Source organism: Microbacterium sp. SYP-A9085 (assembly GCF_009649635.1).
Taxonomy (GTDB): Bacteria; Actinomycetota; Actinomycetes; order Actinomycetales; family Microbacteriaceae; genus Microbacterium.
The window spans coordinates 35,482-59,180 of sequence record NZ_WJII01000007.1 but is presented as its reverse complement, the minus strand read 5'-3'; the positions used below and the strand labels follow the sequence as shown (position 1 = coordinate 59,180).

26 protein-coding genes are annotated in these 23,699 nt (G+C 69.1%); 7 read left to right on the top strand and 19 right to left on the bottom strand.

Annotated features, from left to right (window positions below; all coding sequences use genetic code 11):
- Positions 1-92: 92 nt before the first annotated feature.
- Positions 93-905 (top strand): ParA family protein, encoded by an 813-nt coding sequence (locus GH740_RS12945; protein ID WP_367641569.1) that lies wholly within the window; start codon positions 93-95, stop codon positions 903-905.
- Between the two features lie 261 nt (positions 906-1,166).
- Here the strand turns inward: GH740_RS12945 and GH740_RS12940 are convergent, their stop codons facing one another.
- The 3 genes from GH740_RS12940 to GH740_RS12930 form a co-directional block, all read right to left on the bottom strand.
- Positions 1,167-1,709, bottom strand: coding sequence for a MerR family transcriptional regulator (locus GH740_RS12940; RefSeq protein ID WP_153746522.1), 543 nt, complete (start codon positions 1,707-1,709; stop codon positions 1,167-1,169).
- A gap of 100 nt (positions 1,710-1,809) precedes the next feature.
- Positions 1,810-2,502 carry a MerR family transcriptional regulator gene (locus GH740_RS12935; protein ID WP_153746521.1) on the bottom strand — a complete coding sequence of 231 codons (693 nt, stop codon included), beginning with the start codon at positions 2,500-2,502 and terminating at the stop codon, positions 1,810-1,812.
- On the bottom strand, positions 2,502-3,002 hold the full coding sequence (locus GH740_RS12930) for an FHA domain-containing protein (protein WP_367641568.1): 501 nt from the start codon (positions 3,000-3,002) through the stop codon (positions 2,502-2,504). The genes GH740_RS12935 and GH740_RS12930 overlap by 1 nt, the downstream gene beginning before the upstream one ends.
- Positions 3,003-3,156: 154 nt before the next feature.
- Here GH740_RS12930 and GH740_RS12925 point away from each other — a divergent pair, with 154 nt between their 5' ends.
- Together GH740_RS12925 and lpdA are read left to right on the top strand one after the other, a co-directional pair.
- The gene (locus GH740_RS12925) at positions 3,157-3,696 is read left to right on the top strand and encodes a copper resistance CopC family protein (protein ID WP_153746519.1); all 540 of its coding nucleotides are present in this window, start codon (positions 3,157-3,159) and stop codon (positions 3,694-3,696) included.
- Between the two features lie 9 nt (positions 3,697-3,705).
- Positions 3,706-5,103: a dihydrolipoyl dehydrogenase gene (gene lpdA, locus GH740_RS12920; protein ID WP_153746518.1), complete on the top strand. Its 1,398-nt coding sequence runs from the start codon at positions 3,706-3,708 to the stop codon at positions 5,101-5,103.
- A 96-nt stretch (positions 5,104-5,199) separates the two neighbouring features.
- Here the strand turns inward: lpdA and GH740_RS12915 are convergent, their stop codons facing one another.
- The 4 genes from GH740_RS12915 to GH740_RS12900 form a co-directional block, all read right to left on the bottom strand.
- On the bottom strand, positions 5,200-5,814 hold the full coding sequence (locus GH740_RS12915) for a CYTH domain-containing protein (RefSeq protein WP_367641567.1): 615 nt from the start codon (positions 5,812-5,814) through the stop codon (positions 5,200-5,202).
- Positions 5,811-6,038: a response regulator gene (locus GH740_RS12910; RefSeq protein WP_153746517.1), complete on the bottom strand. Its 228-nt coding sequence runs from the start codon at positions 6,036-6,038 to the stop codon at positions 5,811-5,813. Before GH740_RS12910 ends, GH740_RS12915 begins: the two co-directional genes overlap by 4 nt.
- Before the next feature lie 70 nt (positions 6,039-6,108).
- Positions 6,109-7,614, bottom strand: a complete 1,506-nt coding sequence (locus GH740_RS12905; protein WP_153746516.1) for a CoA-acylating methylmalonate-semialdehyde dehydrogenase — start codon at positions 7,612-7,614, stop codon at positions 6,109-6,111.
- 73 nt (positions 7,615-7,687) lie between these two features.
- The gene (locus tag GH740_RS12900; RefSeq protein WP_153746515.1) at positions 7,688-8,599 is read right to left on the bottom strand and encodes an NAD(P)-dependent oxidoreductase; all 912 of its coding nucleotides are present in this window, start codon (positions 8,597-8,599) and stop codon (positions 7,688-7,690) included.
- Positions 8,600-8,741: 142 nt separating this feature from the next.
- Between GH740_RS12900 and GH740_RS12895 the strand changes: the two genes are divergently transcribed.
- The gene (locus GH740_RS12895) at positions 8,742-9,626 is read left to right on the top strand and encodes a LysR family transcriptional regulator (protein ID WP_253941418.1); all 885 of its coding nucleotides are present in this window, start codon (positions 8,742-8,744) and stop codon (positions 9,624-9,626) included.
- Between the two features lies 1 nt (position 9,627).
- Here the strand turns inward: GH740_RS12895 and GH740_RS12890 are convergent, their stop codons facing one another.
- Complete coding sequence (locus GH740_RS12890; protein WP_367641566.1) at positions 9,628-10,614, bottom strand: YihY/virulence factor BrkB family protein; 987 nt, start codon at positions 10,612-10,614, stop codon at positions 9,628-9,630.
- A gap of 95 nt (positions 10,615-10,709) precedes the next feature.
- Between GH740_RS12890 and GH740_RS12885 the strand changes: the two genes are divergently transcribed.
- Entirely contained in the window at positions 10,710-12,377 is a 1,668-nt protein-coding gene (locus tag GH740_RS12885) for a GspE/PulE family protein (protein WP_153746514.1), read from the top strand.
- A gap of 69 nt (positions 12,378-12,446) precedes the next feature.
- Here GH740_RS12885 and GH740_RS12880 read toward each other — a convergent pair whose 3' ends face one another.
- The 9 genes from GH740_RS12880 to GH740_RS13920 are packed head-to-tail and all read right to left on the bottom strand — an operon-like array spanning position 12,447 to position 20,536.
- Complete coding sequence (locus tag GH740_RS12880) at positions 12,447-13,685, bottom strand: type II secretion system F family protein (RefSeq protein ID WP_153746513.1); 1,239 nt, start codon at positions 13,683-13,685, stop codon at positions 12,447-12,449.
- 1 nt (position 13,686) lies between these two features.
- Positions 13,687-14,829: a type IV pilus twitching motility protein PilT gene (locus tag GH740_RS12875; protein WP_153746512.1), complete on the bottom strand. Its 1,143-nt coding sequence runs from the start codon at positions 14,827-14,829 to the stop codon at positions 13,687-13,689.
- Between the two features lie 8 nt (positions 14,830-14,837).
- Positions 14,838-15,545 (bottom strand): hypothetical protein, encoded by a 708-nt coding sequence (locus tag GH740_RS12870; protein WP_153746511.1) that lies wholly within the window; start codon positions 15,543-15,545, stop codon positions 14,838-14,840.
- Positions 15,545-16,201, bottom strand: coding sequence for a hypothetical protein (locus GH740_RS12865; RefSeq protein WP_153746510.1), 657 nt, complete (start codon positions 16,199-16,201; stop codon positions 15,545-15,547). The genes GH740_RS12870 and GH740_RS12865 overlap by 1 nt, the downstream gene beginning before the upstream one ends.
- Complete coding sequence (gene pilM / locus GH740_RS12860; RefSeq protein ID WP_172978380.1) at positions 16,201-17,220, bottom strand: type IV pilus biogenesis protein PilM; 1,020 nt, start codon at positions 17,218-17,220, stop codon at positions 16,201-16,203. Before pilM ends, GH740_RS12865 begins: the two co-directional genes overlap by 1 nt.
- A 35-nt stretch (positions 17,221-17,255) precedes the next feature.
- Positions 17,256-18,098 (bottom strand): A24 family peptidase, encoded by an 843-nt coding sequence (locus tag GH740_RS12855; protein WP_253941417.1) that lies wholly within the window; start codon positions 18,096-18,098, stop codon positions 17,256-17,258.
- A 1-nt stretch (position 18,099) separates the two neighbouring features.
- Positions 18,100-19,638: a polymer-forming cytoskeletal protein gene (locus GH740_RS12850; protein ID WP_153746508.1), complete on the bottom strand. Its 1,539-nt coding sequence runs from the start codon at positions 19,636-19,638 to the stop codon at positions 18,100-18,102.
- Positions 19,629-20,159, bottom strand: a complete 531-nt coding sequence (locus tag GH740_RS12845) for a PilW family protein (RefSeq protein ID WP_153746507.1) — start codon at positions 20,157-20,159, stop codon at positions 19,629-19,631. The genes GH740_RS12850 and GH740_RS12845 overlap by 10 nt, the downstream gene beginning before the upstream one ends.
- Complete coding sequence (locus tag GH740_RS13920) at positions 20,156-20,536, bottom strand: prepilin-type N-terminal cleavage/methylation domain-containing protein (protein WP_172978379.1); 381 nt, start codon at positions 20,534-20,536, stop codon at positions 20,156-20,158. Before GH740_RS13920 ends, GH740_RS12845 begins: the two co-directional genes overlap by 4 nt.
- Before the next feature lie 123 nt (positions 20,537-20,659).
- Here GH740_RS13920 and GH740_RS13915 point away from each other — a divergent pair, with 123 nt between their 5' ends.
- Positions 20,660-20,914, top strand: a complete 255-nt coding sequence (locus GH740_RS13915) for a hypothetical protein (protein WP_172978378.1) — start codon at positions 20,660-20,662, stop codon at positions 20,912-20,914.
- 84 nt (positions 20,915-20,998) lie between these two features.
- Here GH740_RS13915 and GH740_RS14235 read toward each other — a convergent pair whose 3' ends face one another.
- The gene (locus GH740_RS14235) at positions 20,999-21,412 is read right to left on the bottom strand and encodes a type IV pilin protein (RefSeq protein WP_153746505.1); all 414 of its coding nucleotides are present in this window, start codon (positions 21,410-21,412) and stop codon (positions 20,999-21,001) included.
- Between the two features lie 266 nt (positions 21,413-21,678).
- Positions 21,679-22,479, bottom strand: a complete 801-nt coding sequence (locus GH740_RS12830) for a glycosyltransferase family 2 protein (RefSeq protein WP_367641565.1) — start codon at positions 22,477-22,479, stop codon at positions 21,679-21,681.
- A gap of 31 nt (positions 22,480-22,510) precedes the next feature.
- Here GH740_RS12830 and GH740_RS12825 point away from each other — a divergent pair, with 31 nt between their 5' ends.
- Complete coding sequence (locus tag GH740_RS12825; protein ID WP_216644952.1) at positions 22,511-23,644, top strand: serine hydrolase domain-containing protein; 1,134 nt, start codon at positions 22,511-22,513, stop codon at positions 23,642-23,644.
- Positions 23,645-23,699 lie beyond the last annotated feature (55 nt).

Below are 23,699 nucleotides of genomic sequence, written 5' to 3'. Positions count from 1 at the left end.
CCCCCAAATGGGCGGCGCCCGCCCACGCGAATGGGCGACCGTCTGTGTGGCTGAGTGTGTTCTCAGCCTAGGGGACGGTAACGTAGGGCCTTGTGCACGTCCTCTCCGTCAGCTCACTGAAGGGCGGCGTCGGCAAGACGACCGTGACCCTGGGTCTCGCCTCCGCGGCGTTCGCCCGCGGCGTGAAGACCCTCATCGTCGATCTCGACCCGCAGTCCGACGTCTCCACCGGGATGGACATCCAGGTCGCCGGCCGGCTGAACATCGCCGACGTGCTCGCGAACCCGAAGGAGAAGGTGGTCCGTCAGGCCATCACCTCCAGCGGCTGGGCGAAGGTGCACCCCGGCACCATCGACGTCATGATCGGCAGCCCCTCGGCGATCAACTTCGACGGCCCGCACCCCAGCGTGCGTGACGTGTGGAAGCTCGAGGAGGCGCTGGCGGCGGTCGAAGCCGATTACGACCTCGTCCTCGTGGACTGCGCGCCGTCCCTGAACGCGCTGACCCGGACCGCGTGGGCCGCCAGCGACCGAGTCATCGTGGTGACCGAGCCGGGTCTTTTCTCGGTGGCGGCCGCCGACCGGGCGCTGCGCGCGATCGAGGAGATCCGCCGCGGGCTGTCCCCGCGGCTGCAGCCGCTGGGCATCGTCGTCAACCGGGTGCGGCCGCAGTCGATCGAGCACCAGTTCCGCATCAAGGAGCTGCGCGACATGTTCGGCCCGCTGGTGCTCTCGCCTCAGCTGCCCGAGCGCACGTCGCTGCAGCAGGCGCAGGGTGCGGCAAAGCCCCTGCACATCTGGCCGGGAGACTCCGCGCAGGAGCTGGCGGCCGACTTCGACGCCCTGCTGGACCGCGTGATCCGCACCGGCCGGATAGCGACCCCGGACGGCGCGACCGTCGGCTGAGCCCGGCGTCCAGACGCGCGTTCGCTCAGCGGCGCCGCTCATCGACGCGGTGCGCCGTCCCGCCGCCGCCGCACTCCGCGAGGCATCCCCCAACTCCGCGAGGCATCCCTCAACTCCGCGAGGCATCCCTCAACTTTGCGAGGCATCCCCCAACTTCGCGAGGCATCCCTCATTCGTTCGGGGATGCCTCGGCAAGTTAGGGGCTGCCTCGGCGAGTTGGGGGATGCCTCGCGGAGAGGGGAGAACAGACGGCCGCGGGTGCTACGCGGTGCGCTTGGCGCGCCGGGCCGCGAGCTCGTCGACCGGGTCGGGCTTCTGCGGGTCGAAGTCCAGCAGGGTCGACTCGACCTCGGTCAGGACCTTGCCCACCGCTATCCCGAACACGCCCTGGCCACGGCTGACGAGGTCGATGACCTCGTCGCTGGACGTGCACAGGTACACGGAGGCGCCGTCGCTCATGAGCGTGGTGCCGGCGAGGTCCCGGATGCCGGCGGCGCGCAGCTGCTCGACGGCGGTGCGGATCTGCTGCAGTGAGATGCCGGTGTCCAGCAGTCGCTTCACGAGCTTGAGGACGAGGATGTCGCGGAAGCCGTACAGCCGCTGCGATCCGGACCCGGTCGCGCCGCGCACGGTCGGCTCGACGAGCTCGGTGCGGGCCCAGTAGTCCAGCTGCCGGTACGTGATGCCGGCAGCGCGCGCCGCCACGGCGCCGCGATAGCCGACCTCGTCGTCCATGACGGGCAGGCCGTCCGTGAAAAGAAGGTCAACGGCGAACCGGTCGCCGGCCGTGTCCTCGGCCGTCATCGACATCCCCCTTCGCCGAACCCATCGGATACCCCCACGCTAGATGAGCAATGCGCCTGCGGCAACGACATCCGCACCACGCGCGCGGCGTGTCGCACGGTCACCGCACGAGGCGGTCCAGCGCCGCCCGCACGAAATGCGAGCGCACCTCGCCGATCCGCGCCGCTATCTCCGGCGCGAGCTCGCCGGCGCGTCCGCGGGAGGACGCGTCGGTGCGCCGCAGCAGCGGTGCCAGCGCCGACTCGATCAGCGCGACCTCGCGCTCTGCCGACTGGCGGAGCGTGCGCATGTGCCGCGGCTCGATCCCGTGCCGCTCGAGCGCCACGAGCGCGCGCAGCACGCCGAGGACCTGCTCGGTGTAGCTCTCCGCCGCGACGATCAGACCGGTGCTGATGGCGTCGTTCAGCAGCTGGGGTCCGGCGCCGGCCGCCGACAGCAGCTCGGCACGACGGTACCGGCGCGGGGTGGGCGTGATCGAGGGCGGCACGGCCGCCGGCGACGCCGGATCGCGGCCGGCGTCCACGTCGGCGAGGTACTCACGGATCCGCGAGTGCGGCATGTAGTGGTCGCGCTGCAGGGTCAGCACCAGGCGCAGCCGCTCGATATCGTCGGGCGTGAACTTGCGGTAGCCGGACTCGGTGCGCCGCGGGGTGACGAGTCCCTGCACCTCGAGGAAGCGCAGCTTGCTGGCGGTGAGCGCGGGGAACTCCGGGCTGAGCCGGGCGAGCACCTGACCGATGCTCAGCACTCCCCCGCTCGCTCCGGTGCGGCGGGGGGCGGAAGCGGTGGCCATCAGCTTCCCGCTGACCCGGTGAGGTCGGCAGGAGAGACGAAGAAGTTGAGCCGGAACTTTCCGATGCGCACCTCGGCGCCGTTCGTGAGCGCCGCGCGGTCCACGCGTTCGCCGTTCACGTAGGTCCCATTCAGGGAGCGCTGGTCGACGATCTCGAACTGGCTGCCCTCGCGGGTGACCTCCGCGTGCCGGCGGGAGACCGTGACGTCGTCAAAGAAGATGTCGGCCTCGGGGTGCCGGCCCACGGTGCTGACATCGCTGTCCAGCAGGTACCGGGCCCCGGCCGTCGGGCCGGACCGGACGATCAGCAGCGCCGACCCCGAGGGCAGCGCGTCGATCGCGTTGAGCTCGGTGCTGGACAGGTCGCTGCCGAACGGCACGAACGACAGGTCGGAGTCGTGACCGAACGTCTGCGTCGCGTCGTGCGACGCGTGCTCGCGCGCGGACCCCCCTGCGCCGCGACGGATGTCGCCGGACACGGGTCGGCGGTGCTCGTCCACGGTTGTCCTCCCCTTTCCCCCCAGACTAACCGATTCGATGCCCTCAGCGATGAGGAGCATCGAGGTTCGACCCTATTGAACGGGGACGCCCGGTGTCCACTCGGATCCCCCGCTCGACCTCTCGCGCACAGGCGCGGAGGGTAGGCTCCGGGCCGTGAGATCGTCCGTTGCCGTCGCTGCCCTCGCGCTGGCCGCCCTCGCCGTCCTCGGCGTCGCCGGTCCCGCGTCCGCCCACGACCAGCTCCTGTCCACGAGCCCGAAGGACGGTGCTGTCGTGGCCACCGTGCCCGACGAGGTGACGCTCACGTTCAGCGATCTGGTGATGGATGCCGGCGGCGAGGCGAATCAGGTCCGCATCCTCGATTCCTCCTGCCGCCCGATCGATGCAGGCGACGCCACCATCGCGGACAACGTCGTCACCCAGCGGATCACGCAGCCCGCGACCGGCCCGGTCACCGTGCAGTGGCGGGTCGTCTCCCGCGACGGCCACCCGGTGTCCGGCGAGTTCTCGTTCACCGTGGGCGACGGCCCGGCGGCATCCCCCTCCTGCGCGGCCGCAGCGGCGCCCGCGACCCCCGATTCCGGCGGCGGATCCGTCCTGCCGTGGGTGATCGGCGGGGTCGTCCTCGTCGTGGTCGCGGCCGGCGGCGGGTACCTGCTGGCCACTCGTTCGCGACGCACGGACGACCAGTAGGCTTGAGGCATGCCACATTTTGACGTCGTCATCCTCGGTGCCGGCCCCGGCGGGTATGTCGCGGCCGTGCGCAGTGCACAGCTGGGACTTTCCGTCGCGGTCATCGAAGAGAAGTACTGGGGCGGCGTCTGTCTCAACGTCGGCTGCATCCCCTCGAAGGCGCTCCTGAAGAACGCCGACCTCGCCCACCAGGTGCTGCACAAGGCCGAGCTTTTCGGCATCTCCGGCGACGTGCACTTCGACTACGGCGTCGCGTGGGACCGCAGCCGCAAGGTCGCGGAGACGCACGTCAAGGGCATCCACTACCTGATGAAGAAGAACAAGGTCACCGAGTTCGAGGGGCGCGGGTCGTTCACGGGCCCGAACGCCATCACCGTGACCAAGGCCGACGGCTCGACCGAGCAGGTCACGTTCGACAACGCGATCATCGCCACCGGGTCGACCGTGCGCACGCTTCCGGGCGTGAGCATCGGCGGCAACATCGTCACGTACGAGGAGCAGATCCTCACCCGCGACCTGCCCGGCTCGATCGTCATCGTCGGTGCCGGTGCGATCGGTATGGAGTTCGGGTTCGTGATGCGCAACTACGGCGTGGACGTCACGATCATCGAGTACCTCGACCGCGCGCTGCCCAACGAGGACGCCGAGGTCTCCAAGGAGATCGCGAAGCAGTACAAGGGCTACGGCATCGACATCCTCACGTCCACGAAGGTGGAGACCGTCACCGACTCCGGCTCCTCAGTCACCGTCACGTACACCCCCAAGGACGGCACGCAGACCTCGATCGAGGCGGACAAGGTGCTGATGTCGGTCGGGTTCGCCGCGAACGTCGAGGGCTTCGGCCTGGAGACCACCGGCGTGAAGCTCACCGAGCGCGGCGCCATCGACATCGACGACCACATGCGCACGAACGTGCCGCACATCTACGCGATCGGCGATGTGACCGCCAAGCTGCAGCTCGCGCACGTGGCCGAAGCGCAGGCGGTCGTGGCGGCGGAGACGATCGGCGGCGCCGAGACGATGACGCTCGGCGACTACCGGATGATGCCGCGCGCGACGTTCTGCAGCCCGCAGGTGGCTTCGTTCGGCCTCACCGAGCAGCAGGCGCGCGACGCCGGCTACGACGTCAAGGTCGCGAAGTTCCCGTTCTCCGCGAACGGCAAGGCCAACGGCCTGGGCGAGCCGGTCGGCTTCGTCAAGCTGATCGCCGACGGCGAGCACCTCGAGCTGCTCGGCGGCCACCTTATCGGCCCGGATGTGTCCGAGCTTCTGCCCGAGCTGACGCTGGCGCAGAAGTGGGATCTCACGGCGCTGGAGGCCGCCCGCAACGTGCACACGCACCCGACGCTGTCCGAGGCGCTGCAGGAGGGCTTCCACGGGCTGGCCGGACACATGATCAACCTCTAGACTGACCGTCAGTCTCCCGGATTCCGGGAACACAACGACGCCGCCCTGCACGAAGCCGAGGGCGGCGTCGCTGCGTCTCCGGCGCTGCTGCGGACCTCAGGCCGAGAGCGCGCGGGCGAGCTTCGAATCGGATGCCGCGACCCGGCCGCCCGCGGCGGCCACGAGAGCGTCGGCGGCGGAGAAGAATGCCGCGTGGTCGGCCGGGGCGGCCGGCCCCAGCTCGATCTCCCATTCCCGCCAGGCCGACTCGGCGCCGGTGCGCTCGTTCCGCGCCCGGACGTGGTCGTCGACGAACTCCGCGATCACGCCACCGCCGGCATCCCGCAGCGTGTATGCGACGCGGGAGTTGCGGATGCGGGCCAGCGGCAGGAACGGGCCGACCGCCCACTGGGCGAGGATCCCGGCGACCGGGGCGGGGACGTCCTCGTCCGGGTCGTCGCCGAGCGGCCAGTGCCATTCGTGCTTGCCGTCGGCGGCGGACGCCTTCACATGCCAGCCTTCGTCCGGTCCCCCGCTGCGCCGGCGCACGGCGACGCGGGCGCGGGCGAGGGCCAGGTCGGCGGTGTCCCGGTACCGGGCGTCGAGCGCGCGCGGCTCGGCGGCGCCGACATCGACCACGCCCGGCAGTGCGGACAGGTCCGGAAGCGCCGTCGCCTCGTCGACGTCGTACTTGCGCTCGATCTCGACGGAGTGCGATCCGGCGTCGGTCACTCGTCCCGGCCGTCGGGGTCGGGGTCGATGTCCTCGGTGGCCTCGATGTACAGGAAACGCGCCGCGGTGGGCCCGTCGTGGGCGCCGGTGTTCTGGTCCTCGCCCTGCCGGCGGTAGATGAGCTGCCCCTCCCCGTACGGCATGATGAGGGTGTCGGTGACGCCCGCGTCGAGCGGGATGATCTGCCCGTCGAGCGGGCCGCCGGAAAGGCGTGCGATGGCCATGACCACAGCGTAGTGGGCAGCACCCCCGTTCCGGGATCCATTCCGGCCCCGGAACGAGGGGCGATCCGGCTCAGTGCGTGGGGAACCCGAGGCTTATCTGGCTCTCGCTGGGCTCCGGCCAGCGCGACGTGACGACCTTGCGGCGGGTGTAGAAGTTGAACGCCTCGGACCCGTACATGTGCGTGTCGCCGAACAGCGAGTTCTTCCAGCCGCCGAACGAGAACGAACCGACCGGGACGGGGATCGGCACGTTGACGCCGACCATCCCCACCTGGATGTCGTACTCGAACTGACGGGCGGTCTTGCCGTCGCGGGTGAAGATGGCGGTGCCGTTGCCGAACGGGTTCTCGTTGATCATCTGCACGGCCTCGTCGTACGTGTCCACGCGCAGCACCGACAGCACCGGCCCGAAGACCTCTTCGTCGTACACGCGCATACCGGGCGTGACCTCGTCGACGAGGGACGCGCCGAGGAAGAACCCGTCGGAGTCGAAGCGCTGCTCGCGCCCGTCCACGACCAGGCGTGCGCCCTCGCCTTCCGCGCCGTCCACGAAGCCGCGCACGCGCTGCCGCGCGGCGTCCGTGATCAGCGGGCCGATCTCGTTCTCCGGGTCGAACCCGTCCCCGATCCGCAGGTCCTTCATGCGCTCGGCCACCTTCGCGACCAGCGCATCGCCGACGCCGCCCACCGCGACCACGGCCGAGATGGCCATGCAGCGCTCGCCGGCGGAGCCGAAGCCCGCCGACACGGCCGCGTCGGCCGCGGCATCCAGGTCCGCGTCGGGCATGACCACCATGTGGTTCTTCGCGCCGCCCAGGGCCTGCACGCGCTTGCCGTGCGCGGCGGCCTCGGTGTAGATGTACTTCGCTATCGGGGTGGATCCGACGAACGACACGGCCTTGATGATCGGGTCGGCGAGGATGGCGTCGACGGCCTCCTTGTCGCCGTGCACGACGTTCAGCACGCCGTCGGGGAAGCCCGCCTCGCGGAACGCGTCGGCCAGCCACACGGCGGCGGAGGGGTCGCGCTCGCTGGGCTTGAGGATCACGGCGTTGCCGGCGGCGATGGCGGTCGGCACCATCCACAGCGGCAGCATTGCGGGGAAGTTGAACGGGGTGATGCAGGCGACCACGCCGAGGGGCTGGCGCACCTGGTGCACGTCCAGGCCCGTCGCAATCTGCTCGGAGTACTCGCCCTTGAGGTGGTGCATGAGGCCCGTGCAGAACTCGACGTTCTCCAGGCCCCGCGCCACCTCGCCGCGCGCGTCCGGGACGGTCTTGCCGTGCTCGGCGGTGATGATGCGGGCCAGGTCGTCCGCGCGCGCGGTGATGATCTCGCGCAGCCGGAACATCATCTGGGTCCGCTTGACGAGCCCGACGTCGCGCCACGCCTTCTGCGCTGTCGCGGCCGTGCGGGCGGCCTCGGCGACGAGGGCGGCCGAGGCGAGGCCGACCTCGCCGGTCTGCACGCCCTTCGACGGGTTGTAGACGGCGCCGCGGCGCTCGCCCGGGTCGATGCGGCGGTCGCCGATGATGTGCGGGATCTGGGTGAGAGTGGTCTCGATGGTGGTGGTCATGATCGTCCTTGTGGGGTGGGTGTGGATGCCGGGGCTTCGCCGGGCCCGCCGTCGCGCGGGCCCGCGGCCGGCGTCAGGGAGTCCAGCCGCGGAGCGTGCCGTCGGGAGAGGCGAACTTCGTGACCAGGGTGCAGTCCTTGCCGCCCAGCCCCTCCTCGATGAGCTGGTCCAGCTGCGACAGCGCGAGGGTCGCGGCGGGCAGGTGCACGCCCGTCGCCGTCCCGGCCTGCACGGCGAGTGCGCAGTCCTTGTGTGCGAGGTCGACCGAGAATGTCGCGTCGAATCCGTGGTTGGCGGGCGACGTGTCCACGACGCCCGGCACCGGGTACCACGTGCGCTGCGGCCACGAGCCGCCGGAGGAGACGTTCGCGACGTTCCAGAACACGGTGGCGTCAAGGCCCAGCTGCTCGGCGAGCTGCGAGCCCTCCGCGACGCCCATCATCGACACGAACAGCATCATGTTGTTCACGAGCTTCGCGGCGATCCCGGCGCCATCGCCGCCGCAGGCTATCACCGATCCGGCCATCGACTGGACGAAGCCGCGGGCACGCTCGACGTCGTCGGCCTGCCCGCCGAGCATGAACGTGAGAGTGTGCGCCTCGGCGCCGGCGGTGCCGCCGGAGACGGGGGTGTCCACGAAGCGGAATCCGCGGGCGGCGGACTCCGTGTGGCACCACCGGGAGGTCTCCACGTCGACGGTCGACGTGTCCATCAGCAGTGTGTCCGCGGACGCGTGCGCCCAGATGCCGTCGGGGCCGTCGTAGACGCCGCGCACGTGCTGCGGCATCGGCAGCGACGTGAAACAGGCGTCCGCGCCCTCCAGCGCCTCGGCGATCGAGCCCACCGGGGTCACGCCCCGCTCGGCGGCGGCGGCGACGCTGGCCTGCGCGATGTCGAACCCGCGCACGGTGTGGCCTGCGGCCACCAGGTTCCCGCTCATGGGCGCGCCCATGTGCCCGAGTCCGATCCACGCGATCGTCGACATCCTGCCTCCTCGTAGGTGTCCGGTGCGCACCCGCTGAGGGATGCCGCATCCCGGCCAGGATAAGCACGAAACACACTGCAGATCAATGCACGAAGCGGTGGCAAAGTTGCACGCTTCGTGTGCACCGATGCACACTGGCTCGATGGCACGTGATCCGCAGCCGGACGATCTGCTGACTCTCCTCGCCGTCGCCCGGCTCGGCCGCTACACGGCAGCGGCCGAGGTGCTCGGCGTCAACCACTCGACGGTGTCGCGGCGGCTGTCCGCCCTCGAGGACGCGATGGGCGGACGCACACTCGTGCGCACGAGCGGCGGGTGGGAGATCACGGAGCTCGGACGGCGGGCGATGGCCGCCGCCGAGCGGATCGAGGCGTCCCTGCGCGACCTCGGCGAGGACACCGGCGGCGACCCGGTGCAGGGGATGGTGCGGATAGCGGCGCCCGAGGCTTTCACGTCGGGGTTCCTGGTGCCGGCGATGACGCGGCTGCAGCACGCGCATCCGGGACTCGCCGTGGAACTGCTCGCCGCCACGCAGCGGGTGCGTCAGAACCGCTCCGGCGTCGACCTGGAGATCGTCGTGGGACGTCCGCAGGTGAACCGCGCGGCGGCGGTGCCCGTGTGCGACTACGCGCTGCGGCTGTACGCGACGCCGGCGTACCTCGCGCACCGCGGAGCGCCGCAGACCGTCGACGACCTGGCGCGGCATCCGCTCATCTATTACGTCGAGTCGTCGCTGCAGGTGGACGACCTGGACCGCGCCGTGCAGGGCCTGCCACCCTCTCCTCCGTCGATCAGGTCCACGAGCGTGTTCGCCCACGTGGAGGCGACCGCGGCGGGCGCGGGGATCGGCGTGCTGCCCGACTTCCTCGCCGATCCCGACGGGCGGCTCACGGTCGTGCTGCCCGACGCCTACGCCCACCCGCTGTCGTACTGGGCGGTGGTGCGCGACGAGGGGCCGCGCAACCCGGCCGTGGCGGCGACCCTGGCGGCCATCCACGACCAGGTGCAGGCGACGCAGGCCGCCTGAGTCAGTCGCCGCGCTCGGCCTTGCGGGCGCGCTCGAGCTCGTCGACGGCGACCCGCACGGCATCCTCGGCCCGCTGCACGCGGCGCTGCTGGATCGTCGACGCGCCGTGCCGGGCGCGCACCCGGTCGCCCTGCTCGCGGACGCCGACGACGATGTACGCCGACGCGATCAGGAGCACCTGCGCCGACAGGTTCACCCACAGCAGCAGCGCGATCAGGGACGCGAACGACGCGAGCAGCGGGTTGGATGTCGCGCCACGCACGAACAGCGACGACAGCTGCTGCAGCACGGTGAGCCCCGCCGCACCGATCAACGCGCCGGGGATCACCGCCCGCGCCGACGCCTTCACCCCCGACAGGACGATGAACACGAGCACCACGACGAGGGCATCCAGGACGAAGACGATGACGATGGCGGCCGCCTGCGTCGCGACCGCGGCCACGCCGGCGGACCCGGCCCCGATCCATGACCGGACGAGGTCGCTGAGGGCGGTCACGAGGAACGTCGCGGCGGCGGATGCCACGATGCCGACGGCCAGGGCGAGGGCGAGGCCGAGGTTGCGCAGCAGCACCCACACGAAGAAGACGTCGTCGTGGGTCTCGTCGGCGAGAGTGCGCAGGGCCGTGCGCGTCGACGTGATGGCGCCGAGGGCGGCGAGCACGAGGCCGACCACCGCGATGATCCCGGCGATCGTCAGGCCGGTGGGCGCGGTGATCTGCGCGGGGTCGATGAGCCCGCCGTTGCCCACCAGGCCCGGGACCACGGCGTTCACCGCCTGGGCGAGCCGGTCCATCGAGACCGGGTCGCCGGCGAGCCAGGCCGCGACGCTCGTGAAGCCGAGCAGCACCGACGCGAAGATGCTGAACAGCGCACGGTAGGTGATGGCGTCCGCGAGCATCGGCCCGCGGTGCTCGCTGTACAGGAGGAACGCCCGGACGGGCTTTCGGGCCAGGGCCCAGGCTGTGATCCTGCGGATGACGTCGCGCACGTGCCCACCCTAGGCGGGGGCGGCGCCGAGATGCGGCCCCCTACCCGTCGTCGGCGCCGATCGATAGGATGGGCGACGGGGAATGGGGAACGGCAATGAGAGATCTTGCGCAGACGCTTGTGCAGACCGGTGCGGTGGACGCCGCCGAGATGTCTGCGCTGTTACGCGATGTAGGAGACGACGACGACCTGCGCGAAAAGCTGCTGGAGTCGCGTCTTGTCAACGACCGGCAGATCGCCGAGGCCATAGCGCTGCACACGAATCATCGATTCGTGGACCTGACGGGAGCAACGCTCGATCCGGACACTGTCGCTATAGTGCCGGGCGCGCTGTGCCGGCGGTACCAGCTGATCCCGCTGCAGCGGCTGCGCAACCGGCTTATCGTCGGGATGCTGGACCCCACGGATCTGATAGCCATCGACGACGTCACCAGCGTCGCCGACACGCTCATCGAGCCGGTGGTGGTGGCCATGGACGCGCTGCAGCAGGCGTTCGAGCGGTACCTGCGCTCGGACGAGGAGCTCAGCGACCTGTCGGTGCAGATCGGCGAGGGCATCACGCCGGCGTCGGCGGCGGCGTTCACCGAGTCGCTCGACGACGGCGACGACACTCCGATCATCCGGTTCGTGAACCTGCTGATCGCCCAGGCGATCAACGACCGTGCCAGCGACATCCACGTCGAACCCGGTGAGCATCACCTGACCGTGCGGTTCCGCATCGACGGCGTTCTGCACGAGATGCAGCGCGCCGACCGCGCCATCCAGGACGGCGTGATCTCACGACTGAAGATCATGTCGTCGATCGACATCGCCGAGCGCCGGAAGCCGCAGGACGGCCGCCTGTCCGTCCGGCACGAGGGCCGCCAGATCGACCTGCGCGTCGCGACCCTGCCCACGGTGTGGGGCGAGAAGATCGTGCTCCGGATCCTGGACACCACCGGTCAGGCGCTCGCGATGAGCGACCTCGAGTTCTCGGTCAGCAACGAGACCCGGTTCACCGCGGCGATCACGCGCCCACACGGCATGGTGCTGGTGACCGGCCCGACCGGCTCGGGCAAGTCGACGACGCTGTACACGGCGCTGCGCACCGTGGCGAACCCGCGGGTGAACGTGATCACGGTCGAGGACCCGGTCGAGTTCCGGATGGCGGGCATCAACCAGGTGCAGGTGAACCAGCGGGCCGGGATGACGTTCCAGGCCGCGCTCCGGTCCATCCTGCGCGCCGACCCCGACGTCGTGCTGGTCGGCGAGATCCGCGACAACGAGACCGCGACGATAGCCATCGAGGCCGCCCTCACCGGGCACCTGCTGCTGTCGACGCTGCACACGAACGACGCGCCCAGCGCCATCACGCGCATGACCGAGATCGGCTGCGAGCCGTTCCTGGTGGCGACCGCGCTGCAGGCCGTCGTCGCACAGCGCCTCGCGCGCAAGCTCTGCACGCACTGCAAGATCCCGTACACGGAGAACGCGGAGACGCTGCGCCAGCTGCACTTCCCGCACGAGCCGAACGACCCGCCGCAGCTGTTCCGCACCGGCGGCTGCCCGTCGTGCTCGGGGACCGGGTACCGCGGGCGGATCGCGCTGCACGAGGTGATGACGATGTCGGACGAGCTGCAGGCGCTGGTCACGACGCACGCCACCGGCAGTGTGATGCGTCAGGTAGCGATCGAGCAGGGCATGGTGCCGTTGCGCGACGACGGCTGGAGCAAGGTCACGCAGGGCCTGACCACGATCGAGGAAGTCCTCCGCGTCAGCGTCTGAGAGGGCGGATGCTGCGCCGATGTGCGGCGGACGCGAAGCTGCGCGCCGCGAGGCGAAGTGCGGCGCGGCTCAGGGGGCCTTGCTGAGGTCGGAGTACAGCGTGAAGATCGGCAGGTACAGTGAAACCACCATGCCCCCGATGATGATGCCGATGCCGACGATGAGCACGGGCTCGATCGTCGAGGTGAGCTGGGCGGCGGCGGTGTCGACCTCGTTCTCGTAGAAGTCGGCGATGCTCGCGAGCATCTCGGCGAGCGTGCCGGATTCCTCCCCCACCGCCACCATCTGCGCGACCATCGGGGGGAACACCTCTGCTTTCGCGAGCGGGCCGGCGAACGACTTTCCCGCGCGGACGGATTCCTGGATGTCGGCGACGGCCTGCTCGATCTTCCAGTTGTTCGCCGCCTGCCCGACGATCGACAGGGCGCTCAGCAGCGGGACGCCTGCGTTGAGCATCATCGCGAGGCTGCGTGAGAACCGCGCGACGGCGATCTTCGTCGCCAGCGGTCCGAACACCGGCAGCTTGAGCTTTATCGGGTCGACGCGGCGGCGCACGGCCTCGCTGTCCTTCTTCGCTCTCCACCAGATGGATCCACCGACCACGACGACGATGAGCACCGGCAGGATCCACACCATGTTGTGGGACGTGACCACGAGGATCTGGGTGGGCAACGGCAGGGACTTGCCGATGCCGGAGAACATTCCCTCGAATACTGGGACGACGAAAGTGACCATCGCGATCACGCCGAGGATCGCGATCACGAGGACGACCATCGGGTAGGTCGTGGCCGCCTTGATCTTGTTGTGCAGATCCGCTTCCTTGGCATACGTCTCGGCGACCGAGTTCAGCGCGTCACCGAGGAAGCCGCCGGTCTCGCCGACGCGCACGAGGCTGATCATGAGCGGCGGAAAGACTTCGGGCTGGCGGGCGAGCGCCGCGGAGAACGACACGCCGGATTCGACATCGGCCTGCACGGCGACCATGGCCGACTGCAGCCGCTTGTCCTCCGCCTGCTCGACGAGGATGCCGAGAGTCCGCATCAGCGGCAGACCGGCGTTGATCAAGCCCGCCATCTGTTTTGTGAACACGGCAAGCGTGTCGGCCTTGATCTTGCGATGGAAGCCCGGAATCGATATCTCACGGTTCAGGCCGGTCTTCGACACCGGCGAGACGTCGAGGGGCGTCAGGCCCTGGGCCCGCAGCTTGCCGACGACGACCGACTCGCTGGGCGCCTCGAGGGTGCCCTTGACGATGCCGCCACCGGCGGGATCCACCGCCCGGTACACGAACTCCTGAATCAGCGCCATGTCACTGTCCTCGCGCGAGCTGCCAGCTGTCGGAGTGGCTCGTCCAGGCCTCGGCGTCGAAGTCGCGCGGGCGGACGCGCACGCCGTCGAGCGTCGACGGGTCGACCGCATACGCTTTTGCGACCTGATGAGAAATGGTGCCGTCCTCGACGAGGCGTTTGAGGTCCTGGTCGAGGGTGTGCATGCCGATTCCCGAACCGGCCTGGAGCGCAGAGTACAACTGCGCGATCTGCCCCTCCCGGATCATGTTGGCGACCGCGGGCGTGTTCACGAGCACCTCGGTGGCGATAGTGCGCCCTGTGGTCTGCGCACGCGGCAGCAGCGTCTGGCTGATGATGCCCTGCAGGGTGTCGCCCAGCTGGGAGCGCACCTGGTCCTGCTGGTGCGACGGGAAGGCGTCGACGATGCGGTTGATGCTCTTGGCCGCGCCCTGCGTGTGCAGCGTGGACAGGACCAGGTGTCCGGTCTCGGCCGCCGACAGGGCCGTGGAGATCGACTCGGGGTCGCGGAGCTCCCCGACGAGGATCACGTCCGGGTCCTGACGAAGCACGCGGCGCAGAGCCTCAGAGAACGACGCGGTGTCCGCGCCGATCTCGCGCTGATGGATAAGCGCAGTGCGGCTGGTGTGCTGGAACTCGATAGGGTCCTCGACCGTGATCACGTGCGCCGGCAGCGACGAGTTGATGATATCGACCATCGCCGTCAGTGTCGTCGACTTTCCCGATCCTGTCGGTCCGGTGACCAGCACCAGTCCGCGGGGCTTGAGGGCGAACTCACGGATGATCGGCGGCGCGCCGAGCGCGTCCAGCGAGAACACCGTGGTCGGGATGAGACGCAGCGCCACGGCGACCGCGCCGAGCTGGCGATACACGTTGACCCGGAACCGGCCGACGTCGGCGACGGAGTACGAAAGGTCGACTTCGCCGGACTGCGTGAACTCGGCGAACCGGTCGCGCGGCATGATGCGGGAGAGCGCCGGCTCCAGCCAGTCCATCGTCAGCGGGTCGGGGAAGTCGGGTATCCGCACGAGGTCGCCGTCGACGCGCATCAGCGCCGGCTGATCAGCGGTGAGGTGCACGTCCGATGCACGGGCGTCGGCGGCGACCTTCAGCAGGCGGTCGAGTGGTGGGACGATCTCGAACATCGAATTCCTCAATCAGCGGTGTGGATGAAGGCCAGGGCGTCGACGGTGAGCGTGTATGACCCGTCGGTATCACCGGATGCGGGGGTCCCCGTCAGCGTGGAGTGTGTGATCGCGATCAGCCGTGGCCCTTTGCGGAGGTCGTCCAAGAACTGAGCCGCGGCAGCGGGCGAAGGGACGTCGACCTTGATCGAGAAAGGCGCCTCGGAGCGGCCATCGGCCGTGGATGTAGCGGGGGGCGCCGCCGCGGCCGCACCATCGGTTGCGGCGGCATCGGACGACGACTTGTCGGTAGCCGCCGGTGCAGGCGTTGCCACCGGGGTCGGCTTGGGTGCCGCCGCCTTACCGTCATCTCCAACCGTCGTCCGAGCGACGAAAGGTTCGACCTCGGCCGCGGTCATCGCCGTGATCGTGGACTTCGTGGCGGTCGCGGCCTTGATCGCAATCTCGAACACGTCATCGAGGTGGTTGGGCACGCTGATCTGGGTACGCAGCTGGGCGACCTCTTGCTGGGTCTGCGGGAGCTTCTTCTTGGCAGCCTGCAGTCCTTGCACCTGAATGTCGTACACGCTGTTGGTCTGCGCGACATGCACGGTCTCTCCATCGGTGGCGAGCGACTGCGTATACAGCGGCAAAGCGACGACGACGACCCCGATGACCACGACCGCGAGGACGACCACGACACCGATCAGGTTGATGAGTTGCTTGGGAAGCGACATCAGTTCCCCTTCTTGGCGTACAGACCGGTGTAGACGGTCTGGTCAAGTTCGACCGTGATCTTGTACGTGTACAACGCGTCATTGCCGTCGGCGGCACTGGCACCTGTCATTTCCGCACCGTCGGCGTCGATCACTCCCTCCGCGGCGCGGATCCCGCGTACCGTCTCAACGATGTCGACCGGCCGGGTGCTGGTGAACATGAGCGTTCCGGTCACACCGGCCGCGGCGGCATCGGCGGCAGGCAGGGCGCCGGTGACGAAGTCCCATCCTGTGATGTCGGCGTCCTTCGGCACAAGCCCTCCAAGTGCGTCGAAGACAGGCACCCAGGCGATGTCCGCCCCCATCGCCTCCGTCCGATACGCCTCAAGATCGCGCTGCACGCCTTGGAGCTTGCTGACGTCGGAGAGGCCGGACAGCTGGGTGGTGAGGTCCGTTGTGCGGGCATTTTCAGCCGCGAGGCGCTGACTCGCGAAGACGTTGATCACGTACGCACCGGCGGAGACGAGCACAACCAGGACGACGGCCATGACGACGCCGATGAGCCACCACCGCACGAGAACCAGGCGATCTCGGCGCTCGGTCTCGCTGCGCGGAAGGAGGTTGACGCGAGGCACGAGGCCGTATCCGGCCAGCGCTGTGCCGCGGGAGAAGGCCATCAGCGTCCCCCCTCGAGCGCGAGTCCGGCGGTGCCGACGAGATTGAGGGCGAGGTCGGCCGTGCCGAGTTCGATCGACCGCGAGCGGACCACCTCTTCGGCAGTGACCGGCGAGACCTGTACGGGGATTGCGGACTCGAGCGCCTCGACGACGCCGGGAACGGCGACACCGGCGCCGCAGATGCGCACCGTCTGGATGGGTCCACCGCCGGGGCGGTTCGTGTGGAACGCCAGCGTGTTCTCGATGCGACCGGCGAGGTCGGCGATCGCCACGCTGGATGCGGACGCCGCTCGCAGCGCGGCTCGGCCGTGCAGCTGCGGGGGCTCCGGGGGCACTGTCTCCAGGACCGCCTCCGCCTCGGCGACGGCCTGCGCTCGGTTGCGGACGGCCGCCGTCTCGATCTCGGCGGGGATGATGCGCACGAACTGAGGGATGCCGTCGACGGTGACCACCACGTAGCTGGTGTGGTCGCCGATGTGCACCATCGCCATCGACTCGCCGGGCGCGGAGAGCACCTTCGCGGCGCGGGCGAGGCCGAACGGCAGCAGGTCGACGGCGTCCACGCGCAACTTGGCCTTCGTGAACGTCGCGATCAGGTCTTCGATCGTCTCCGAGACGGCGGCCACCAGCAGCCCGTGGAGCATTCCCTCCACCTGCGAGATCGGGTAGAAGTCCAGCACGGCCTGGTTCACCGGCACCGGGAGAAGGTCCTGAACCTGGAACGGCAGCGCCTGCTTGAGCAGCTGTTGACTCATCACCTGCGTGGAGTGCTCGCGGACGAGGATGCGGCGGCTGCCCACCCCGAGCGTCACATTGTGCGCGCTGATCCCGGCACGACTCCACAGCTGACGCAGTGCAAGGGCAACCGCATCCTGGTCGAGCACCTCCGAGTCGCGGGCGGCATCCGGGGGCAGCGCGATCTCATCCGCCGCGACGATGCGAGGGTTGGCGCCGCGGGTCAGTTCGACCGCCCGTACGCTCTCCTCGGTGATCTCGACGCCGACGATAGTCTTCGCCATCTCACACGTCCTTTCCGGCGCTGGAGCGCCTCGCATCAACCATGCAGCATCCCCAGGTACCAAGCGCCGAGCGCGGGGCCGGCAAGGATGCCCACCCACGCGCCGGCGAGCATCCATGGTCCGAACGGGATCGCGGTGCGGCGGCTCGCGCGGCGGCTGAGCAGCAGCGCGACGCCGAACAGGCCGCCCAGGAGGAACGCGGCGAACGCGCCAACCACCAGGCTCGCCCAGCCGAGCCATCCCAGGTAGATCCCGAGAACACCAGCGAGCTTGACATCGCCGCCACCCATTCCGCCGGGGCGGATGAGCCGCAGGGCCCCATAGAAGAGGTACAAGACGGCCATTCCGACACCCGCGCGGATGAGCGCGGCGAGGTCCGAGGCGATGAGGGATGCCGCGCCCAGCAGGACGAGAGCCACGATGTAGCTCGGCAGCACAATGCCGTTGGGCAAGCGGTGGGTGTCGAGGTCGATCAGGGTCAGCGCGATGCTGATGGCGGCGAGGTACAGGAACGCAAGAAGCTCCAGCGTCGTCGGCAGCCAGGCGCTCGCGGGGGCCACGCCCGACGAGGCGCCGGTGGCTCCCAAGATCCAGCCCCCGATCCCGACGAACGCAACACCCGTGGCCAGCTCGACGAGCGGATACCGTGACGAGATCGGCTCGCCGCACCGTGCGCAGCGCCCGCGCAGCGCGACCCAGGAGAAAACAGGCACGTTGTGCCAGGGCCGGATGGGCGCGTCGCAGCCGGGGCAGCGGCTCTCGCGGGTCAGCGGAATGCCGGCGGGCACCCGGTACACGACGACGTTCAGGAATGAGCCAATGACAAGGCCCAGCAGCCCGGCGAAGACGAGAACGAAGGCCATTGCGGGAACCGTCATGTCACCGCTCCCGCTGGGTGACGAGGGGGCCTAGCTGCTGCACGGGCGGCGGCGGTGCCGGCTGGTTGGCTGCGGCATCCTTTACTTTGCAGCTGAGGCCGAGGATCGGCGCCCACGTCATGTTCTGGCACGTGAACGAGGGGTGGACCCAGTGGGCGCTCCCGTCGTAGTTCGCGTAGAACTGGCCGTTGAACGACATGCCGTTCGTCGAGCCCAGGCCGCACGCGGTGTAGAGCATCATGCGCGCCTGAACCGTCGACGGCAGCTGGAGTGCGTCGGTCGACGAGCCTGTCACGCAGTCGGGCTGCTGGTTGCCGAGCACGGCGTCGCCGTGGATGAAGAACAACTGCGGCTGAGGCATCGTGAGGGATGTGAGCGAGCCTGTCACGGCGATCGACATCTTCGACGTCGGCGGCACGAGGAAGAGGACGTCGTGCTGCACCGGGCCGCCGGTGAGCTTCACGGTGACCGGGCCGGTGCACGCCGTGTAATCGACACCGACGCGCGTCGCACCGCCGGTGAGTGCCATCGTCGCGGCGCTCATGATGTTGCTGCCGTTGCACGGCCCGAGAACCCACTGCACATTGCTGCCGTAGGTCGCGCGGTCCACCGGAAGATCGAGCCACTTCGTCATCTTGAAGACGCGGTCGAGGTCGGGGTCGAACACGGCGGGCGTGCCGAGGCCTTGTGTGACGGTTCCGGCCACCGTTGCGGTGACGGCGGCCGTGGTTCCCGCCTTGACGTTGCCGCCGACGGACGTCTTGTTGTTGATGGTGATCGAGGAGTTAGAGATGACATCGCCGCCGATGGTCGTGTTGTTGCCGGTGATCGATACCACCCCCCCGGCGAGGATGCTGCCGGTGACCTTGGCCTTCGCCGACGTGATGTACACACCGTCGCGGGCGTACACACTCCCGTCGATCGTGCAGTCGGCGCTCAGATACAGAGTGCCGGTCGGCAGCCAGAGGTCGCCGGAGATGGTGCTCGTGCTGTTGCAGTTGTAGTCCCCGCTCCGGACGACGAGGTCGCCGGCGTACGACGACTGGGTGGCCGTGAACTGGCCGTCGAAGTAGGCCATCGTCCCACCGGGTTGACCGGGATAGAAGACCTGCCACGGGTAGGTGGCCGTGACCGTGGCCGTCGCACCGTCGGGCGCGGTGCCGGTCGACTCCACCACGATGAAACGCGAGTCTGCGGTCGGGCAGGTGCTCGTGAGACCCGCGTCGGTGAACGAGGTGGGCTGGTCGCCCTGTGTGGACTTCAGCGCGAAGGTGTACGCGGGGTCGGTGCCGCTGCCGGTCACGGTGCAGGCTCCCGCGGCGATCGCCGCCATCGCGGCATCACGACCGGATTCTGCGGCGATGAACGCCTGACCGCGTCCCTCGTTGGTGGCATTCGCGCGGATAGTGAAGACGACAGTCCCTGCGATCGAGATCGAGATGATGAAGCCGACGAGGAAGACGACGAGCGCCGTAATCAGCACGGCGCCGGACTCGTCACTCCCGCGCGCACGGTCGATGCGATCGCGGATCACCAGCATGACCGCACCTGCCCGGTGGATACCGACCGCAGCGCCGCCCGGCCGGTGAAGTGCACCGGGGCCGATTGCGTGGTCATGTCGAAAGCGTAAGACACGGTGTTCCCCGTTCGGGTGAGGAAGGGCGTGGCGCCCTGCGGCTGTACGCCGTCCTTCCAGGACGGCCAGAGCGTCGGATCACCCAGCGGCGTACTGCGGATCGCCATGAGGAGATTGCTCGTCGTCAGGTGGAACCCCTGGCACGTGAGCGACCCGCCCAGCGAGGTCTGCACGAGCAGCGTCGACTGGTCGGCCGAGACGTCGATGTAATCGGCGTTGCGGACTGCCCGCTCGATGACCGAGGCCACGAGTTGGCCGGTGTTCGTGGATTGTGACACGCTCGTGACCTCCTCCTGCGTCTGCCAGCTGTTGATGAGGATCATCGCCGTCATCCCGGCGATGATCGTGGAGATGAACATTCCGATGATGAGTTCGACGAGAGTTATTCCGGCATCGTCCGGGCCAGGTCGGGATGAGCGGGTCATGGGACGAACACCAGTGCTTCGGCACCGGCGAGTTGCGCCCCGGACGGGCTGGTCGCGGTCACCGTTATTCGCACGGCAGTGGTGATAGTGCAGCTGGGCACGGCCACGGTGGTGGTAAAGAGGGTGCGCCCCGCGGTGTCGGTGTAGGGGTGCGCGCCCGACAGACCCGTGAGCCCTGAGCACGTCGCGTTCTGGCGCGCCTTTTCCACGTACCCGTAGACGTCTCGAGTCGCCGTCGCGGTCACCGACTCGTGAGAGCTCGATCGCACCCCTTGGATGAGCATCGGCAGGATGGCCAGCGCTATCACCGCGAGCAGGAACATCGCGATGATGACCTCGACGATGGAGAAGCCCGTGTCGGCCCCGTTGTGCTGCACCCCTCTCCCCGATGGGTGCAGCGGTACCGGCCGATGAGCGCGGCGGGTTCTCCCCCTCCCGCCACGCCCATCGACGCAGTGTCCCCATGAGCATCGGCTGGACCGATCAGCGATGTCCGTGTCATGCCGATCGCGGCTGGCCCGGTGTATCCGCGCCTGGCTGCGATCGTCGTCAGGCCGGTGGGGCTCCTTCTGGAAGGTCCTCACCCTCGTCGTTTCGGTCTCGACGAGCGCCGTGTTCTGTTGGCCCCGATGGGCTTCCGTACAGAGAGGCGAAGCGAGCGCGACGATCGTCCGCACGGGCGCGGCGATGACCGCTCCGACGACACCGTCGCCTTCGGCTGCGGATTCGTCACGATTCTCGTGGACGTGCATTGACGCTCACCCCCTCCCCACAAGCGAGTGTTCGGTCATCCCGGGGCCGGCGCGATCGGGTTGGCCAGCCCCGGGAAGTATGGCCTGTTAGCAGCCGGGACCCGATGTCGCGGCAGTAGCGCCGTCGAAGCTGCCGCCACTAACCGCGCTTGCCGTGACGCAGAAGTCATCGAGCGTGGGCGTTCCCGAAGCGGGGCTGGAGATGGTCACCGTCACGTTGGTGTCGGCCTTGTAGATGCTCGCGGGGACCGCGGCGCCGCCGACACTGGCCGGTGACGAGCCGGAGAGATCACCGGCCACGGCAGACGCCGCCGCACCGGCGATGGACTTGAGGGACTCGTTCCGCGCGTTCTGCTGAACGCCCAGGAAGATCGGGATAGCGATGGCGGCGAGGATGCCGAGGATCACGACGACGATGATGAGTTCGATGAGTGAGAAGCCGGCCTCGCCGTCTTCCTTGCGGGCCCTGTCGGCCTCGATGATGTTGTGGATAGTACGCATGAAGTGCTCCCAGTTGGTGTCGGTCTTGCGCCCGCCGTCTCCGCGAAGAACGCACGCGAGCACGGTCGAACATAGCGTCGGGTACTGCTCCCCAAGTCCAGCGCCCTGACGTTGAACATTAGGCCCTTCTCATCTTAACCGTCAAATGTTTTTCGGATAACGATGTCGTAACGACGCCTTGCGACCCGGGAAATTCGGCGAAGCACACCGCCCGGCTTACGATATAAGCCGCCTCGGGCGCGCCCGAGTCTGAGCGAGTTCTCATCTTAGGCATCCCGGAAGAGCGCGCCGCTCTCCCCGCCGTCCCAGCCCTCGTCGGAAGCAGCCGCGCCGTCCCGATTCCCCGGTCGCCGGTGCCACGGCGCGCCTTCCGGCCAGCTGACCGCGAACGTCGGTATCACCTTCCACAGCCGCTGTCCGAGCGAGAACGGCGTCGCGAACGGACGCGCCGATATCGGCATCCGCAGCTGGGGGTCGTAGCGGACGCCGTCCGAGGGTCGCAGCCGGATCGTGAGGTCGAGATCGTCATGGATGCCGGGGTTGGTCCGGTCGACGCGCTCGCGCACGCGCTCCCACACCGAGGCGCGCATGGCGAAGTTCGATCCGAACACGAGCGGGACGCCGGTGATCTTCCCGATCCAGTACGTGCCGCCGCCGATGTACCAGCGCGTGCCGAAGTAATTGGCGAGGCGTCCGCCGTCGTAGAACTCCGCTCCCCCGGTGAGCACGCCAAGCTGCGCGTCCTCGACGAAGGCGCGGACGATCCGGGCGATCCAGTCGGGATGCGGGCGCGAGTCGGCATCCACCCGCGCGATGACGTCGGCGGTGCCCAGGGCCTCGTCGTAGCCGCGGGCAGCGGCCGGCCAGACGCCGACCATCGGCTCGACCACGACGTCGGCGCCGTGGCGTCGCGCGACGTCGGCGGTGGCATCCGCGCTCGCGTTGTCGACGACGACGATGCGATCCGGAGCGTGCGTCTGCGCGCGCAGCGCCCGGAGACACGGCTCGAGGAAATCCGCGTCGTCACGGCACGGGACCACGACCGTGACACGCAGCTGCAGGGGCACGCGCTCACCCTACCCATGGCATGGTGAAGGTGTGCGTGAACAACACCTCGACACGGTGATCGACGCCGCCGTCACCAGCGGCGCTCCGTTCGTGATCGCCGGCATCACCGACCCGGACGACACGACCTACCTGCATGCGAGCGGCGGGGATGCCACGGCCGGCACCGTGATCGCCCTGTACTCGGGAACGAAGGCGTTCACCGCGACCGCGGCGCTGCAGTGCGTCGAGGACGGGCTCATCGACCTCGACGCGCCGGCCCGCGCGTACCTGCCGGAGATCGGCGAGCTGCAGGTGCTCACCGACCTCGGCGAAGACGGGCTCGTGCGCACGCGGCCCCCGGTGCGGGAGATCACGCCGCGGATGCTGCTGCTGCACACGTCCGGGTTGGCGTACGACATGTTCGACAAGCGGTATGCGATTCTCGCGCGCGAGCGGATGCGACGTCCGTCGGCGACACCGCTGCACGATTCTCTGATGACACCGCTGCTGCACGACCCGGGCGAGCGGTGGACGTACGGCACGTCGATGGACTGGATGGGGCTCCTGATCGCCGCTGTCCGTGGGAAGCGGCTCGAGGATGTCTTCGCAGAGCGGATCTATGCCCCGTGCGGCATGACCTCGACGTCGTTCGACGTGACGCCGTCGATGCGGGCGCGGCTCGCGACGGTGCACCGGCGGATGCGTGACGGATCCATCGCCCCGACGAGCATCACACCGCCCGACTCACCGGAGCTCGACATGGGCGGGCAGGGACTGTTCACCACGGTCCCGGATCTGCTCGCGCTGCTTCGGGTATGGCTGGGCGACGGGTCGGCGCCCGGCGGTCGTGTGCTGAAGCCGGAGACCGTGCACTGGGCGGTGCAGGGAGCACCGGAGGTCACGGTGACGCCGCTTCCCTCCGCCATCCCGGCGCTCACCCGGGAGGCCGACTTCTTCCCGGGAGAGCGCACGTCGTGGGCATACTCGTTCCTGCGCAACGAGGACGATGTGCCCGGGCGTCGGCGCGCCGGATCCCTCACGTGGGCGGGGCTCGCCAACGTCTTCTACTGGATCGACCGCGCGTCGGGTCTCGCAGCGGTCTGGGCGACGCAGCTCCTGCCGTTCTTCGACCCGGTGGCCTCGGAGGGTGTCGAATCCTTCGAGCGGGCTGTCTACGGGTCCTGACGCTCGACACACATCACACAGTGTCGTACATATCTTCGTGCTTTAACGTGTCCTC

Coding starts and splice junctions, on each gene's coding strand:
- GH740_RS12940 (WP_153746522.1), bottom strand. CDS start 1,709: ATGACGGCCGAGGACACGGCCGGCGACCGGTTCGCCGTTGACCTTCTT.
- GH740_RS12935 (WP_153746521.1), bottom strand. CDS start 2,502: ATGGCCACCGCTTCCGCCCCCCGCCGCACCGGAGCGAGCGGGGGAGTG.
- lpdA (WP_153746518.1), top strand. CDS start 3,706: ATGCCACATTTTGACGTCGTCATCCTCGGTGCCGGCCCCGGCGGGTAT.
- GH740_RS12910 (WP_153746517.1), bottom strand. CDS start 6,038: ATGGCCATCGCACGCCTTTCCGGCGGCCCGCTCGACGGGCAGATCATC.
- GH740_RS12905 (WP_153746516.1), bottom strand. CDS start 7,614: ATGACCACCACCATCGAGACCACTCTCACCCAGATCCCGCACATCATC.
- GH740_RS12900 (WP_153746515.1), bottom strand. CDS start 8,599: ATGTCGACGATCGCGTGGATCGGACTCGGGCACATGGGCGCGCCCATG.
- GH740_RS12895 (WP_253941418.1), top strand. CDS start 8,742: ATGGCACGTGATCCGCAGCCGGACGATCTGCTGACTCTCCTCGCCGTC.
- GH740_RS12885 (WP_153746514.1), top strand. CDS start 10,710: ATGAGAGATCTTGCGCAGACGCTTGTGCAGACCGGTGCGGTGGACGCC.
- GH740_RS12880 (WP_153746513.1), bottom strand. CDS start 13,685: ATGGCGCTGATTCAGGAGTTCGTGTACCGGGCGGTGGATCCCGCCGGT.
- GH740_RS12875 (WP_153746512.1), bottom strand. CDS start 14,829: ATGTTCGAGATCGTCCCACCACTCGACCGCCTGCTGAAGGTCGCCGCC.
- GH740_RS12870 (WP_153746511.1), bottom strand. CDS start 15,545: ATGTCGCTTCCCAAGCAACTCATCAACCTGATCGGTGTCGTGGTCGTC.
- GH740_RS12865 (WP_153746510.1), bottom strand. CDS start 16,201: ATGGCCTTCTCCCGCGGCACAGCGCTGGCCGGATACGGCCTCGTGCCT.
- pilM (WP_172978380.1), bottom strand. CDS start 17,220: ATGGCGAAGACTATCGTCGGCGTCGAGATCACCGAGGAGAGCGTACGG.
- GH740_RS12855 (WP_253941417.1), bottom strand. CDS start 18,098: ATGACGGTTCCCGCAATGGCCTTCGTTCTCGTCTTCGCCGGGCTGCTG.
- GH740_RS12850 (WP_153746508.1), bottom strand. CDS start 19,638: ATGCTGGTGATCCGCGATCGCATCGACCGTGCGCGCGGGAGTGACGAG.
- GH740_RS12845 (WP_153746507.1), bottom strand. CDS start 20,159: ATGACCCGCTCATCCCGACCTGGCCCGGACGATGCCGGAATAACTCTC.
- GH740_RS13915 (WP_172978378.1), top strand. CDS start 20,660: ATGCCGATCGCGGCTGGCCCGGTGTATCCGCGCCTGGCTGCGATCGTC.
- GH740_RS14235 (WP_153746505.1), bottom strand. CDS start 21,412: ATGCGTACTATCCACAACATCATCGAGGCCGACAGGGCCCGCAAGGAA.